Below are 14,739 nucleotides of genomic sequence, written 5' to 3'. Positions count from 1 at the left end.
TTTCTTTTACTTACTTTCCCAAATGCCTGTCTGTTCTATCCAAGTGAGGGCTTTCTCAACATCATCTGTTAAAAGATTGATATGACCCATTTTGCGTTTTTCTTTGGCTTCTTTCTTGCCGTATAGATGAAGCTTCGCGCTGACGCCTAGCTCTGCATGCTCTAGGAAGCCTGGCTCCGCGAGTCGATCGTGCAGCGGCGCGATGTGTTCACCCAGCAAATTGACCATCACCACTGGCGTCAACAACTCTGTTGAGCCGAGCGGCAAATTGCATATCGCACGCACGTGCTGCTCGAACTGGGACGTTCGGCAAGCTTCCATTGTGTAGTGGCCCGAATTGTGTGGGCGCGGCGCTAGCTCGTTGACGTAGAGCTGACCATCCTTGGTCAGGAACAGCTCAACTGCGATGAGCCCGATGACGCCGAGCGACTCCGCAATGCGGATCGCCAGCTCTTCCGCCGCCTTCTGCACAGGCACAGGAATACGTGCCGGCACGATGGATTCGTGCAGGATATTATGTACATGTATATTTTCAGCAGCAGGGAATGCTTTGACCTCGCCGCGTGGACTTCTAGCTGCAATAACCGATAATTCCTTGTCAAAATGAATGAATTGTTCGAGAACGAGCTCGGTTTTGGCACGACTCAAAGTGGCGTAAGCTTCTGCTACTTCGTCTAGTGAGCGTAGCACCCATTGACCTTTACCGTCGTATCCGCCGGTTGCTGTTTTGAGCACGCATGGCGTACCGAAGCGCTCTGCTGCTTCTCGGAGGTCAGCCTCGCTCTTGATCTCGGCATATGGCGCAACAGGCACGCCTGCTGCTTCAATCGCTCTTTTCTCGCGAAGACGGTGCTGTGTCGTGTATAAAAGTTCGCTCCCTTGTGGAACATAGGACTCTTCCATCAAGATCCGCGTCACATTCGCATCCACATTCTCGAATTCATACGTAATCACGTCCGAGCGAGCGGCGAGCTTTCTTGCTGCCTCGACATCGTCGAAATTCGCTTGAATTTGATCCGCCACTTGGCCGCAAGGCGCGTCCTCTGTCGGGTCAAGCGTGACGAAGCGATAGCCCATGTTGCGTCCAGCCAGCGTAAGCATGCGTCCTAATTGTCCGCCGCCAAGCACGCCGATTGTGCCGCCGGGTTGAATTACCTTTTCGCTGGATGCGCCGCTCATAGATTGTCACTGCTTTCTAAGACCGTTTGCGTAATGCGTGCGCGGCGAGCCTTCACTTTCGCTTGAATCTCTGGATCAAAAGCGCCCAGAATTTGCGCAGCCAATAAGCCCGCATTCGTGGCACCTGCATGACCGATTGCCACTGTTGCAACAGGAATGCCGCCTGGCATTTGCACAATGGAGAGCAAAGAGTCCATGCCATTCAACGTGGAAGTTTTCACTGGAACACCAATAACCGGAAGCTCCGTTTTGGCTGCTACCATTCCTGGTAAATGCGCCGCACCGCCTGCTCCGGCAATAATGACTTGTAAACCGCGTTCGATGGCTGATGCCGCATAGTCGAACATCAAATCCGGCGTTCTATGCGCGGATACAACCTTTTTCTCATAGGCTACACCCAGTTCGTCCAACATATCACAAGCATGCTTCATCGTTTCCCAATCCGACTGGCTTCCCATAATTACACCAACACGTACCGTCGTCATCTTAAACCCACTTTCGTCACCTATATAATAAAAAATGCCCAGAGCTAGAATTCACGATTCTATACGCTGGACAGCAAAAGAACCGAATGCAAAAAGACCATCATTTCCTATGGTTCCCCTCATTCGTTTCCTCGTAGTCCAAAAATTCATGGTTTTTGGGTAGATACTTCCAGGCCTTATCCCTGATTTTATACGAGTTGATTCGACATTTTCAATTAGTGCGGCTTCATTTCCCGCTTACCTAGTTTACTACCAACTGACGTAGGATGTCAATTTGAAAAAACGAACGATTTTCGGAAATATCTTTTGTATAGTTCGTTTTTTGGGCACGTTTTCTATCTTTTTCCTCTATTCGGACTGGGAGAGCACTTTGCAACCTCCCATTGTGTGGGAATGATGTCATTGGCGCGATGAAATCGACTCTGGAGATTCGCTTATATATTTTTCGACAATCCGATTAAGGGCTCTACTGTCCACTTGGACGGTTGCGCTGATAGGCCACTTTCGCCTGCTGTAGAGTGATTTTTCATCACTTCAGTGACTATGGCGTCGAAAAGGGCTGCTGGAGTGATGTTTATCATCACTTTAAGTGCGGTATGATCGATAATTGGCCACTTCCGAGTTCTGTAAGGTGATTTTTCATCATGTCAAGCGGAACGTCGTTCCGTTATTTGCCCGAAATAGCCTCAAATCACCCGCGAGCGGAACGTCATTCCGCAATTCCGTTAAAACTAGCTGAAAATCGCCGAAAATCATACAAATAAAGGATTCACGTTCCGTCTAAGCGTCAAAACGAGCAAATCGCAGAATAGAGGAACCACGTTCCGTCTGGACAAAGCAAAAAGAACGAGCTCTACGCCCGCTCCCCCTCCATAGTTAAACTCATAAAACTGCCAACCGTCATATCTCTGAACTCTTCTTTCCACGGCGACTGCGCCAGCAGATCTGCGTAGATCTCTTCGGCTTTTTGCACACAGACCGTTTGCACGATTCGTGCATACTCCAAGCAGCCTGAGTCTTGAATCAGCGCTTGCACCTTCTCTTGATTCTTCATTAGATACGCAGCAGAAACCTGCCCCTCATAGTACGCTTTCACTGGCAAGAACGCCTCATCCTCCACAGAGAGCAGATATAGAATCGGCAGCGTCCGCTTCCTCGCGATCAAATCGCTTTTCTCATCAAAGCGGACGAGATCACGCACATCATTCTGTATCTGATGAAGGAGCCCTACACAGTCAGCCACCTGGTGAAGCTGGTCAATCACAGCCTCTGAACATCCCGTATCCGCATATCCCATGTAGCAGGCCAATCGAAACAACGAGCCCGACTTCTCTTGCGTCATCCACAGATACGCATCGACGGTCGACACCGCCTGCGTCACATCTTTATGCTGGCCGTTAATCGATCTCGCGATAATTGTGCTGATGTCACTCAGCATATTCCCGCTAGCCTGCAGCTTGCCGAGCTCACCGATCATGCCAACGATCAACGCAAGTACAGCGTTCAACGCGCTCGCAAGCTCCACCTTCATCCAAGGCTTGCTCTCATTGTCCTGATCCTGCAGATCATCGACAATATCCAAGATAAGAATGATCAGCTCTGTAACCGCAGCACGACGATAAATATCTGGCGAGGTGCCCCCCAGCATGGCATGTACGCAGAGCGTTATTTTCGCCCATGAGAGTGTGGACGTCTCCTGATCCGACAAGCAGGATGTGAGCAGCAGCTTTAAATCCTCATCTAACTTATAATCATCCATGATCCGAGCCATGTGCCGCTGAACATCTTGCATGTCCTGCATATGAGCCGCCTACTTTCAGTTGTAATATTTACTTTTAATGAACTTCTCCAGGGCCTCGGTTCTCGATTTGGCGCCCCATTTATCATAAATTTTACGCAAATAATTATCGACAGTCCGCTTGCTCATGAAGATGCGCTCTGCGATCTGTTCGTGTGTGGCCCCTTTGACCAGCATGTTCATCATCAACACTTCTTCATCTTGCAGCTCGCACTCTTCGCCAGCATCCGCATCATTCAACTGCATTTGATTGAAAAAGGACAGAGGAATCATCGTATACCCATCCAAAATACAATACACCATGTTCTTAATCGTTCGTTCACTCGACTCTTTTGAGAGGACGCCGCTGACTTTCATTTCAATTAATTTATTATAAATGCCAGTAAGCTCAATGCCTGTGAAAATGACAACATGAATATGCGGATATAACTGCTTCAATTGCGCTGCGACTTCCGTACCGGTCTGATCGGGCAGCTGATAGTCCAGGAAGACAAGCCCGGGCTGATGCAATTGCACCTGCTCCAAGCATTCCTTCGCATTGCTTACGACTCCGATCACCTCAATGCGATCAATCTCATCAAGTAACGACTTGGTCGCTCTCGCGAATAAAGGATGGTCATCGACCACTAATGTTTTGACAATATCACTCATGCTGATAACACTTCCTCGATCGGTATTGTGATAAAAATGTGGGTCCCTTCGCCTACTTGCGTCTCAAGCTCGAATCTTCCGCCTACATGCAGCACCCGGCTTCTCATATAGGATAACCCCATGCCCGAATCGGCGATTTCCACGGCAACCTCTTCCTTTACTTGGAAGCCTACACCATCATCGCGATAAGAGATAAAGAAGAATTGCTCTTCTTCCCACATATGGAAACTAACATTGGAAGCTTGCGAATGTTTCTTCGCGTTGTTAAGCAACTCCTGTACGATTCGGAAAATATGCCGTTTGGTCGATAAATCCTTGCCTTCAATATCGGCAATATGCTCCGCTCGGAACGATAATTCGAAAGGCGTGCCGTACGATTCCTTTTCTACATACATTTTCAGCGTCTGCTTCAAGCCAACTTCCTTCAACAGATGAGGATTGAGCTCAAAGCAGCTCTGCCGTAAGCTCGCATTAATCATATCGACGAAATTGTTCATGTTATTTAGTTGTTCGCGGTCATCTTGGCCCAAGGTTGGTTTCTCGGAGAGCGATGTTAATCGGCGTTTAAGGAAAAATAAATCCTGCATCGTCGTATCATGGAGGTCCGTTGCGATCCGCACACGCTCCTCCTCTTGCAGCTCGAACATCACTTTGCGCAGCCAGAGCAATTCTTCTTGCGGCATGTGAGTGACCATCTGCTGGAGTCTGCCTGTTAGCTTACGGATGAGATACACATTCTCCATACCGACTTCCAAATAGGAAGTAATCAATTGCAGCCACTGCAATTCCTCTTTGGGAATGCGGGTATTCGTTTTTTTCCTAGTCACAATCAGATAACTCGTATACTCTTCATTGCAATTCATGTCTATGAACGTATAGTAGGGATTCTCGCGCATCGCTGATGTATTCACGATATGCTGAATGTCAGCCGTGTCAACTTCACCTTCAGCAATGATCTCAAAATCATTTGTATGCCGGAAAACGATAGCTGCCCCCCTTACTTGCAGTGTGTTTACGATATCAACGAGAATAATATCTTTCAAATCACGAAAGCTCGAGATGGAACCTAGATTCTTGGAAATTTTCTTCAAGGCAGACTTTAAGACGTACTTTCTTGGGAAGAGATACGGTTCTAGGATCGTCGTCCAATATTCGGCTGCATACAGCATTGTAGATACAAGAAGAAGTGAACCAGCGAAAATAAAAATAATTTGTTTCGAACTGAGCTCCCAATGAAAAACAACTACAACAGCCCCTGTAAACAAAATGACGGGTAGAATGGCTATCAAACAAGAGAAAATAATACGTCGAACGACAAGGCCAATATCATACAGCTGATCGGAAGCGATTAAATAGGAGAATGATATAGGAAAAATAAGCACCAGCCCGCTTGTATAGATGGGATCCAAGATCCACTCCCCTATGATTAATAGCGGAAGGAACGAGAGGCAGATAATCGGCAGGAAGGAGATCAGCAAGGAATAAAATACACTTTTGATAATGGCAGTAAGCGGTGATCTGACCTTCCTGATTCTTACGAACAACTTTGCTAACAGGATGATATTTAATGAAATCACGATACTAAAGAATCCCATCGTAAACGCACCATCAAATCGGTACACGAACGCCATTGACGGGAAGAAATACATACTTCTAGCTAGAAAAGCGATGAGAGCAATCGCATACATATACTTGAAGTGCCGCTTCGGCAAATCCATCTCGCCCTTTTCCTTGAAAAACACAACAAGAAAATGCAGAAAAACAATAGGCAGCACCATCATTGAACTAGCAATGAGCAACTTGCCAAGCGTCTCTCCACGTGTAGACGCACCTAAACTCATAAAAATCATGGTCGCGCTCAGGAAGGAGAAGGCTAATAATCGTGCCGATGGAGAGCGATTTTCCTTCACGAGCAAGAGAATACACATGAACAGACACACCGATTCCTCAATAAGAGAAATAATTTCGAAGATCGTAGGGTCGCTTGCCCGCATATCGATCGTCACAGTCTCACCAGACCGCTCAATGACAAGAGTGCTAGCCTTCCCAACGAGGTGCCAACTTTTCACAGAAGCTACCTGATCTGTCGGTTTTCCGTCGACTGCAATCATACGATCACCTATCCGGATGTCACTATTCGTGCTATTGGGCTCAAGCTTGCTAACTACCCATTCTCCTGGCTGAGGCGATTCCAAACTAATGCCCGTATACGGAAATTTAAAGGTGATATACGTACTCCAAATTTGCAAAAGGATAAACAGTATGACACAAGAAGCGACACTTAATTTCTTCAAAATTTTCAAATATCTCTCCCCTATCTCCCGATAATTTGCTATAATAATTAATTGTAATCTATTAACTACAGAGGAGCTGAATCCATGACCATTATTCAATTAAATCCAGCATTGCAACAGTCCGTATTCGCTGCTAAGCGGGCAGAACTGCGTAAGCAATTCGAGTCCATCATCGGATCCCAGCCGCTGTCTACAGAAGAAACAGATGCTTTAGTTAAAACTTTTAAAACTCCTACTGAGGTAAGACAAGAAGATGCTAAAGTCCGTTCTTTCTACTGGTGGTAATCTAGTAGTCTTATCTTACCAAAAAATAAAAAGGATTGTATAATCAGCCTTCGCTAATTATACAATCCTTTTTATTTTTCGTATGCAGGTGGATTCATTAATCCTGTTAATTAAGACCTTCGGCCTATAACATCATCTAGGCCGTACCGAAAGTGACGCCCAGCTCACGAAGCTTTTTGCGATAAGCAATGCTCAAGCGGTCGCATTTCAGGTGCAGCTCTGCCTGCAAATCCAGCGGCAGCAGCTCTGGCTTCTGGTTTTCGACCATACGTCGATCCTGCTCAATGAGATGATCTTGGAACTGCACGAAAACCTCGTCAGGCTCGTCATACGCATAATTCCTCTGCTTCAGCATGAAAGCAATGCTGCTCTGCTCCGTGACGGGCAGCACCATGAGGAATAGCCGGAAGATGTGGTCGGACACATCATCTCGTTTGGTCAAGGACACGCAGAGCGGGCTGAACACCTCATACACATAGCGGCTATTCACCCCGCGTCCTGTCCCATCGGCATCTGGTTGGTACACGACAATTTCCTCGGACCGAAGGACACCATCCTCTTCGATCACGTGATAATCATTCACTTCGGCATACGCCGTATCGCCAAGCAATCCCTCGTGTACGAACATCAAATGTGAAACATCGAGGAAGTTCTCGATAATACGCGGACCCGCCGCTTGCAAGGCGTACGGACCCATGAACACTTCCTTGTAGCCCGCAGGCACATGCGCTGCGATTGGAGGCAGCGGCGCTGCAGGCTTTCCTAAGCAGACCCAGATGAGACCTAGCGCTTCCACGCAGTCATAGACGAAAGCTTTGGCCTTCGAAGGAATCGCTTGATCCCTAGGCAGCGAAGGGATACGCGTGCACGTACCGCAACCGTTATAGGACCAGCCATGGTACGCGCAGACCAGCTCATCGCCGCTTACTTTTCCAAGTGAGAGGGGAACCCCTCGATGAATGCAGAGGTCTTTAAAAGCGTGGACACCTTGCGAGGTACGGAAAACAGCTACTTTCTCGCCTAACACCGTCACAGCAATAGGCTGATCCGTGAGTGCTGACGACAACAACACGGGATGCCACTCTGGAAGCATTGCATGATCTAGTATTGTCATCGTCCACACATCCTTCCTTACTTATTTGGGAATGACACCTTTAATGCCCTTAACAAACCAGGTTGTTCCGAGGATTTCCTCATCTGTCATCTTTTTACCCGATTCAAACCGAGTCTTGCCATCTTGATCCACAATTGGCCCTTGGAATACCTCAAACGCGCCGCTCAGAATCTCTTGCTTTTTCTTCTCTACAAGCCCCTTCACATCCGCAGGTACATTCTTTCCAAGAGGCGCAATGTCTGTGATACCTTCTTTCATGTTGCCGAAGTACGCTTCGGATTTCCAAGTGCCGTCCATCACACTCTTCACCGTTTTCACGTAATACGGGCCCCAGTTCCATTTTGGATTGGATATGTAGGTGTCTGGCGCAAATCGACCCATGTCAGAATCGTTGCCGATCCCCCATACTTTCCGCTCGGCAGCTGCTTGAATGCTTGCTGGTGAATCCTGATAAGCCGCCAATACGTCTACTCCTTTATCTAAAAGGGAAATCGCCGCTTGCTTCTCTGTTGCAGGATCGAACCAGGTATTACTCCACACCACCGATACGTCGATGTTCGGATTTACACTTTGGGCACCGAGGGTAAACGCATTAATGGTATAAATGACTTCTGGAATAGGAAATGCACCGACGTAGCCGAGGTGATTGTTTTTCGTCATTTTGCCTGCAGCCATCCCAACGAGGTAGGCGCTTTGGTATTCACGACCCATGTACGTGCCTAAGTTTGGGGCTGTTTTGTAGCCTGTGGCATGCAGGAATTTCACATTGGGATGTTTCTGCGCGACCGCAACCATAGCGTCCATATATCCGAAGGAGGTTCCGAAAATAATATCGTTCTTCTGAGCCAGCTCCTCAAACACGCGCTCAGCATCAGGGCCTTCTGGGATATTTTCGACTGTGGTTGCTTTAATGCCTAATTCTTTCTCCATCATGAGACGACCTTGGTCGTGCTCATACGTCCAGCCGCCATCGCCAGGGACACCAATGTAAACAAAGGCTACTTTCGGCAGCTTTTTCTCTGTTGCAGGAGAAGCCGCAGTGGTCGAACTAGGCGCCGCACTTGAGCTTGGCGCCGTTGTTGAATTCGTCGATGTGCTCGTGGAGCAGGCACTAAGAATCACTAGTAATACAGCCGTTACGGAAAGCATGAGTTTACGCATATGGTTCCTACCCCTCTCTTTGTATGGACAATCCGCATTTCGCTACTGCTCTGAAAATCCCCTCATACCCCGTGCAGCGGCATATGTTGCCGCACAACGCTTCCTCCGCCTCGCTTCTTGTCGGGGAAGGATTCGTTTCCCAAAGGGCGGTTAACGTAACCACCATGCCTGCGGTGCAATAACCGCACTGCAATCCCCCCTCCTCCAGCATCGCTTGTTGAATCGGATGCAGCTCTGCGCCTGCCGAGATTCCCTCGATGGTCGTGATCGCCTTACCCGCCGCTTGATAGGCCATCAGCAGGCAGGCATTCACAGGCTTGCCATCGAGCAGAATCATACACGCGCCGCAGCGCCCGATCCCGCAAGAAACTTTGGTTCCAGTTAGCTGCAAGTCGTCCCTAAGTATCGCTGCCATCCGCTTGGACGCAGGGACTGGGATCGACACGCCCTTCCCGTTAATGGTGCACGCTAGCACATACGATGTATTAATCACTGGCCTCCACCCCTTCTAACCAATCGATGGATTGCACGATGTCTTGTGGTGATATAGGCAATTGACTTACCCAAATGCCTGTCGCTTGCCGTACGGCTGCGGTAATCGCAGGCGCGAGTCCGACGGAGCCGATTTCGCCGACGCCGCGAGGACCGAAGGTGTCTCCTTCCGGCAGCTCTTCAATGGCGTCTACCTGAATGCTGAGCGGACTATCCCGGAAAGTGGGAACCACATACGTATCCAGGTTATGCCGTAGGTAACGGCTCTCGTTCATCACCGCATCCTCGGTTAAGGTGAAACCCAAAGCCATAACACTTCCACCTTCAATTTGTCCAAGGAAGCCCATCGGATTAATGACAGGCCCTGCTGCGATGACATGATCCGTTGCCAGCACCTTGATCCTGCCCGTCAGCATGTTAACCTCCACCTCTGCGATAGCCGCTGCGTAGGTGTACAAATAGTGCGCTCCGACCTGCCCTTGCGGGGTCGTCGGATAGTCGAACGCCGTCTGCGCAATGATCGGCTTCTCTGCCGCCGCAGCGGCCTCCGCATACGTCACCACCGGCTTCCCAGTCGCATCATCCTTGTGAAGCAGCCCGCCTGCGCCGGTGACCAGCTCAGCGGCTGGGATGCCGCAGAGCTGCGAAGCCTGCTCCAGCAGCGCCAGCACGAAGGCTGGCTTCAGCCGCTGGAGCGCGCGCCACATCATCGTGGTGGCGCGGGAGGCTGTGCTCGACCCGCTGCTCGGCACGCGGTCGGTATCGCCGATGACGATGCGAATGTCATCGGCGGCGCAGCCGAAGCTGTCCTGCAGCATCAACGTGAGTGCTGCATAAAGCCCTTGGCCGAACTCCTCGAAGCCGAAGGAGGCCTGGATCTTGCCCTCCGGCGTCAGCTCGATGCGGCCGCCGGAATGATCGGGGATGCCGAGGCCGAGCCCGGCACCGTGCATCACCAGCGCAGCGCCGACGCCTCGGCGCAGCCACGGCTCTGGCGCAGCCGCGGGCTGGCGCGCGTAGGCGGCGCGCTTCGCCCAGAGCGGCGAAGCCTGCGCCCGCGCCCAAACTTGCGCGGCGCCTTCGGTTGCGACGATGGGCTGGCCCATCGGGCCAGGATCGTCGGGCTCGCGCAGGTTGCGCCTGCGCAGCTCCCACGCGCCCATGCCGAGCTTCTCGGCGAGGCGCTCGATCTGGCTCTCCACGGCAAAAATCACCTGATTGCCGCCAAAGCCCCGAAACTCACCAGAAACACCGTTGTTGGTGTAGACGCTCGTCCCTTCCACATCCACGTGCGGAATGCGGTAGGGGCCGATCGCATGCTCCGTAGCGAAATTCAACACCTCGCAGCCTAAGGTGGCGTACGCCCCGGTATCGGCGAGAATACGAACTTGGTGGGCGATAAGCTTGCCTTGATCGTCCACGCCCGTTTTCATCGTTAGCCGCATCGGGTGGCGCTTGATACCCGCTATGACCGATTCCCTGCGGGAGTTGTGCATTTTGACCGGCTGCTTAGTTGTTAGGGCTAGTAATGCGCCAAAAGGCTGCACATTCAACTCATCCTTCCCCCCGAACGAACCGCCAATTGGACTCGATACGACACGGATTCGCTCATCGGGAACGCCCAGAATTCGAGCTAATTGGAAGCGATCCTTGTAGCCGTGCTGCGTTGGCGAGTAGACAGTCAGTCGTCCGTCAACCCCTGGGATGAAGAGACCGCCTTCCGTCTCCATATAGGTGTGCATCTGCCGAGGCGTAAAATACGTCTCCTCTACAACGTGTGCGCAGCCCTCGAACACTCCTGTCATATCCCCATGCTGCAGCGATGTTCGATGCAATAAATTGCCATCAGGATGCAGCTTGATCGTAGTTGGATCGAGCGCCGTTTCTGGGTTATCGACAACAGGGAGCGGCTCATACACCACCTTGATAAGGCTTAGCGCATACTCTGCAATGTCCTCGGTATCTGCCGCCACACAAGCGACGGCATCACCGATGTAGCGAACGCGATCCGCGCATAGCACAGGTTGATGCGGGAACGCGATGCCGAATAAGTTCAAGCCTGGCACATCCGCAGCGGTTAGAACCGCACGCACACCTGGCAACTGCTTGGCTTTCACGGTGTCGATCGATAAGATCCACGCATGCGGATATTGACTTCGCAGCACCTTGCCATGCAGCATACCTGGCGCGGTTAAGTCCGTGAGATAGCGGAGCTCGCCGGTCACTTTCTCTTTGCCGTCAGGACGAACGATCCACTTGGACGCGTACGTATTACGGTTGAGAAGCATGCCCGCCACCCCCTTTGCGCCAAGCTTTGTAACATTCCGAAATAATCAGGTTGGCCGCTGTTTGTTTCCGATAAGAGACGCCTGCATAGTCATCAGCCACCGCTTGAAAATCGGCCATGACATCCTGATGCAGAGCCTTCAAAGTCGACTTGCTCAGGGGCTTCCCTACCACACCCGCTTCCGCGCGGGTTAGCCTCGACGGTACTGCGCTGCCCCCTCCAACCGCTATGGCAATATGGGCAATCGTTCCGTCGGGCTCGAGCGTTAGTCTGCCTGCCACGGTAACGACCGAAGGGGTGAAAGCTTCCCTCCGCCCCACCTTGAGGTAGAACTCATGCTTCCGTGATGCTTTCTCTTGCCGCTCCGAGGCCGCCGCGCTCGTCTTTGCAGGAACGAGGATTCCCGTCATCAATTCATCATGTTGACCCTGCGCATTGGTTGGGGTTAGCCATTCGCTGAGCAGCGTCGTTTGCTCGGTCGTACCATTCGTCCGTCGTACCTGTGCGTCCATCGCTAGCAGAGCAGGAATCAGGTCGCCTGTGCGGGTCATCACATTGCCTCCGACTGAGGCTAAATTTCGTATCGATGGCGCTGCGATTTCTGCACAGGCTTGCACGAGAAGCGCGCACCGTTGTTTGACGAGTCCGTTTCGCATCAAATCGGCGATGTTTAGCGCGGGCCCTATATGAACTTGCCCCTCGGCACCCACGGTCAATCCAGAGAGGGCAAGAATACGTCCAAGACTGATCAGATGTTGGGGCATCGGTGTTAAACCGTTCTCCCAACTTGTGCGAAGCCATGTGCCTCCAGCCACAATGACGGCGTCCTCGCCCCATTGGCGCTTCAGCCGCAGAGCTTCTTCAACGCTAGCAGGCTGCCAAACCGTCGGTTGCTGTTCGGGCAGTTGATGCATGGGAATTGACATGTTCATCCCTCCTCAGCGTTTAATTCCTCCCAAATCGGTTACTAAATTAGATCAACTATAAACAATTCCCGAATTTAACGTCAACTAATCTAACGTCAATTTGTGTATTTATATAAAAAATAGCGCATCATTCGTAACGATGCACTCATCCACCTATTTTATGTCACTTTACCTAACGCTAATAAATTCTTATATATCCTCAATGCCTCTTCATATTGCCCCTGCGTATCCATATCTATGAACATCAGTGCATCCGCAGCTTCTTCTATCTGCCCCCAATAAGCTGGCATATGGAACAAAGCTCGCGCGCCAGCATCACCTTCCAAGCGCATGACGGCCGGCCACATGCTGCGTCCCAAAATAGCAGGCGGCTTCGGCATCCCTTGATCCCCGCTCGCAACAAAATCGCAGCCCGCTTCGCCTCGGTAACTTGCTATCAGCGCTCCTATCATGGCGCTCTGCACGAAAGGCTGATCCGCCAGCATGACCAATGCGCCATCCGCCAGCAGGCTCTCTGCCACCTCAATGCCTGCGCGAAGCGAATGAGCCATGCCAAGGCTGGCATCCTTACACACGGCCACTCGGCATCGGCCAGTACCGATTGCGCTCCTCGCCTCATCTGGCAGCCATGCCAGATCATCGCTTTCGCGTACGACTACGACTACGCAAGCCAGCTCGGAATGCAGCGCTTGCAGCAGTGCCATCCCTCCGAGGCTTACGCCCTCTGCCATCTGAAGCGATTGCTTCGCTCTGCCCATCCGACGGCTGCTCCCCGCTGCCAAGTAAACCCCCACAAGCTTCATCAGCGCTTCACCCTCCAGTCAGCCCCTCAACCACTACTCCCCGAACCTCACCTGCTGAAAAATGATTTTTCATCACTCCAGAGTATCCAAATGCCCCAACTAGCCTCTGGAATGATGATTTTCATCACTTCGGGTAAACAGGGAGACTCCTGGGGTGTGGTATCACATCCCTTATCACTTCCCGCCCATGCCCCAGTGGCGACTTCCACACAGCCGTCCCCTGCTTCCCGCGCTTGATCGCGATTAACTCAGCGACAATGCTAATCGCATTCTCATAAGCGCCTTCCGAGCCAATGTTCAGCCCGATCGGCGCATGGAGCCACGGGGGGCATTCATAGCCTTGCAGCATGTTGGCGGTCCGTTCTTTGGAACCCATGATACCGAGGTAATGCAGATTATATGCCATAACCCCTTGGAAAAAGGCGGTATCCTTCTCGAATTGGTGACTCATGATAATGACATAGTCACGTTCGTTCAACTGAAGCTCTGCAACCAACGCCTCTGGAAAAGCCACGACAGTTTCAACGCCTGGAAAACGTTCAGCATTGCAGAACGCCGCTCGCCAATCCGCGACAACAACGCGGAATCCGCTGCTTGCAGCCATTTGCACAAGCGGGATGGCATCCAGATTGGCCCCGAAGACGATCACCCTAGGCTTAGGAGCAAACGGCGTTCTCGTCGTAAAGCCAGCCGCTTCACGCGAAGCAAACAAAGCCATCTTCTTTGTCTCCCACAACTCCCCTAGGTTCTCTACCTCACTTGCCTGAATTGTCTTTGCTGTGTCACTTGTACTCCCTGCCGCCCCCGTTCTCCCCTCAAGCGAATACGAAATCGCCGTATACCCGTCCGTATAGCTGCGAACGAGGTCCACCGCTTCTCCGCGATCTAGGCACGCTTTTATCGCCAGGAGATGCACCAAAAGCTCGCCAGACAGCGGCTCCAACAGAATGCGAATTAATCCGCCGCACCCAATCGTCTCTCCCCAACCGAAGTCATCGGCTGGCCGCATGTCGTATTCGACCATTTGTGGTTTTTGCGAGTCCCAGACCCCAGGTACATACGCCGCCAAATCACCTTCCAAACAGCCAGGCGAAATACTCCCCAACGTACGACCATCCGCCATCAGCAGCATGAGGGTTCCTTGCTTGCGATAAGCGTGGCCTTCCACATGAATCACAGTCGCCAAAACACGCGCCCCCGCATAACGCTCTACCGCCAGCAAAATGTCATAGGCCTCCATCTCTCATCGCTCCCTCTCTATATA

The 14,739-nt window shown here is 51.3% G+C and carries 13 protein-coding genes and 1 riboswitch; of the genes, 1 reads left to right on the top strand and 12 read right to left on the bottom strand.

Going from position 1 to position 14,739, the window contains the following annotated elements; genetic code table 11:
* Positions 1-6 precede the first annotated feature (6 nt).
* From purK to MJB10_RS02670, 5 genes are all read right to left on the bottom strand, one after another.
* A complete protein-coding gene (gene purK / locus MJB10_RS02690; RefSeq protein ID WP_314801512.1) occupies positions 7-1,179 on the bottom strand; it encodes a 5-(carboxyamino)imidazole ribonucleotide synthase in 1,173 nt (390 codons plus the stop codon).
* Positions 1,176-1,664 (bottom strand): 5-(carboxyamino)imidazole ribonucleotide mutase, encoded by a 489-nt coding sequence (purE, locus tag MJB10_RS02685; RefSeq protein ID WP_314801509.1) that lies wholly within the window; start codon positions 1,662-1,664, stop codon positions 1,176-1,178. Before purE ends, purK begins: the two co-directional genes overlap by 4 nt.
* A 114-nt stretch (positions 1,665-1,778) precedes the next feature.
* A riboswitch (purine riboswitch) is annotated at positions 1,779-1,880 on the bottom strand.
* A 637-nt stretch (positions 1,881-2,517) separates the two neighbouring features.
* Positions 2,518-3,465, bottom strand: coding sequence for a polyprenyl synthetase family protein (locus tag MJB10_RS02680; RefSeq protein WP_314801507.1), 948 nt, complete (start codon positions 3,463-3,465; stop codon positions 2,518-2,520).
* 15 nt (positions 3,466-3,480) lie between these two features.
* On the bottom strand, positions 3,481-4,113 hold the full coding sequence (locus MJB10_RS02675; RefSeq protein WP_314801506.1) for a response regulator transcription factor: 633 nt from the start codon (positions 4,111-4,113) through the stop codon (positions 3,481-3,483).
* On the bottom strand, positions 4,110-6,416 hold the full coding sequence (locus tag MJB10_RS02670) for an ATP-binding protein (RefSeq protein ID WP_314801504.1): 2,307 nt from the start codon (positions 6,414-6,416) through the stop codon (positions 4,110-4,112). The genes MJB10_RS02675 and MJB10_RS02670 overlap by 4 nt, the downstream gene beginning before the upstream one ends.
* 75 nt (positions 6,417-6,491) lie before the next feature.
* On the opposite strand from MJB10_RS02670, the gene MJB10_RS02665 reads away from it, so the two are divergent.
* Positions 6,492-6,692, top strand: coding sequence for a hypothetical protein (locus MJB10_RS02665; RefSeq protein ID WP_314801502.1), 201 nt, complete (start codon positions 6,492-6,494; stop codon positions 6,690-6,692).
* 136 nt (positions 6,693-6,828) lie between these two features.
* On the opposite strand, the gene MJB10_RS02660 is transcribed toward MJB10_RS02665, so the two are convergent.
* From MJB10_RS02660 to MJB10_RS02630, 7 genes are all read right to left on the bottom strand, one after another.
* Positions 6,829-7,806 (bottom strand): aromatic ring-hydroxylating dioxygenase subunit alpha, encoded by a 978-nt coding sequence (locus MJB10_RS02660; RefSeq protein ID WP_314801500.1) that lies wholly within the window; start codon positions 7,804-7,806, stop codon positions 6,829-6,831.
* Positions 7,807-7,827: 21 nt separating this feature from the next.
* The gene (locus tag MJB10_RS02655) at positions 7,828-8,967 is read right to left on the bottom strand and encodes a BMP family ABC transporter substrate-binding protein (RefSeq protein WP_314801497.1); all 1,140 of its coding nucleotides are present in this window, start codon (positions 8,965-8,967) and stop codon (positions 7,828-7,830) included.
* Positions 8,968-8,974: 7 nt separating this feature from the next.
* Entirely contained in the window at positions 8,975-9,460 is a 486-nt protein-coding gene (locus MJB10_RS02650) for a (2Fe-2S)-binding protein (RefSeq protein WP_314801495.1), read from the bottom strand.
* The gene (gene pucD / locus MJB10_RS02645) at positions 9,453-11,747 is read right to left on the bottom strand and encodes a xanthine dehydrogenase subunit D (protein WP_314801493.1); all 2,295 of its coding nucleotides are present in this window, start codon (positions 11,745-11,747) and stop codon (positions 9,453-9,455) included. Before pucD ends, MJB10_RS02650 begins: the two co-directional genes overlap by 8 nt.
* Positions 11,731-12,672: an FAD binding domain-containing protein gene (locus MJB10_RS02640; RefSeq protein WP_314801491.1), complete on the bottom strand. Its 942-nt coding sequence runs from the start codon at positions 12,670-12,672 to the stop codon at positions 11,731-11,733. The genes pucD and MJB10_RS02640 overlap by 17 nt, the downstream gene beginning before the upstream one ends.
* Positions 12,673-12,830: 158 nt before the next feature.
* Positions 12,831-13,475, bottom strand: coding sequence for a nucleotidyltransferase family protein (locus MJB10_RS02635; RefSeq protein ID WP_314801490.1), 645 nt, complete (start codon positions 13,473-13,475; stop codon positions 12,831-12,833).
* A gap of 124 nt (positions 13,476-13,599) precedes the next feature.
* A complete protein-coding gene (locus MJB10_RS02630) occupies positions 13,600-14,715 on the bottom strand; it encodes an XdhC family protein (RefSeq protein WP_314801488.1) in 1,116 nt (371 codons plus the stop codon).
* Between the last annotated feature and the right edge of the window lie 24 nt (positions 14,716-14,739).

This window comes from Paenibacillus sp. MBLB1832, from assembly GCF_032271945.1.
Lineage (GTDB): Bacteria > Bacillota > Bacilli > Paenibacillales > NBRC-103111 > Paenibacillus_E > Paenibacillus_E roseopurpureus.
Note: the sequence above shows the minus strand (reverse complement) of the source record. Positions and strands in the feature narration are given on the sequence as shown.

Excerpts from the sequence above, each read along its gene's own strand:
- MJB10_RS02630 (WP_314801488.1), bottom strand. The coding sequence starts at position 14,715 with ATGGAGGCCTATGACATTTTGCTGGCGGTAGAGCGTTATGCGGGGGCG.
- purK (WP_314801512.1), bottom strand. The coding sequence starts at position 1,179 with ATGAGCGGCGCATCCAGCGAAAAGGTAATTCAACCCGGCGGCACAATC.
- MJB10_RS02640 (WP_314801491.1), bottom strand. The coding sequence starts at position 12,672 with ATGTCAATTCCCATGCATCAACTGCCCGAACAGCAACCGACGGTTTGG.
- purE (WP_314801509.1), bottom strand. The coding sequence starts at position 1,664 with ATGACGACGGTACGTGTTGGTGTAATTATGGGAAGCCAGTCGGATTGG.
- MJB10_RS02675 (WP_314801506.1), bottom strand. The coding sequence starts at position 4,113 with ATGAGTGATATTGTCAAAACATTAGTGGTCGATGACCATCCTTTATTC.
- pucD (WP_314801493.1), bottom strand. The coding sequence starts at position 11,747 with ATGCTTCTCAACCGTAATACGTACGCGTCCAAGTGGATCGTTCGTCCT.
- MJB10_RS02655 (WP_314801497.1), bottom strand. The coding sequence starts at position 8,967 with ATGCGTAAACTCATGCTTTCCGTAACGGCTGTATTACTAGTGATTCTT.
- MJB10_RS02680 (WP_314801507.1), bottom strand. The coding sequence starts at position 3,465 with ATGCAGGACATGCAAGATGTTCAGCGGCACATGGCTCGGATCATGGAT.
- MJB10_RS02665 (WP_314801502.1), top strand. The coding sequence starts at position 6,492 with ATGACCATTATTCAATTAAATCCAGCATTGCAACAGTCCGTATTCGCT.
- MJB10_RS02635 (WP_314801490.1), bottom strand. The coding sequence starts at position 13,475 with ATGAAGCTTGTGGGGGTTTACTTGGCAGCGGGGAGCAGCCGTCGGATG.
- MJB10_RS02660 (WP_314801500.1), bottom strand. The coding sequence starts at position 7,806 with ATGACAATACTAGATCATGCAATGCTTCCAGAGTGGCATCCCGTGTTG.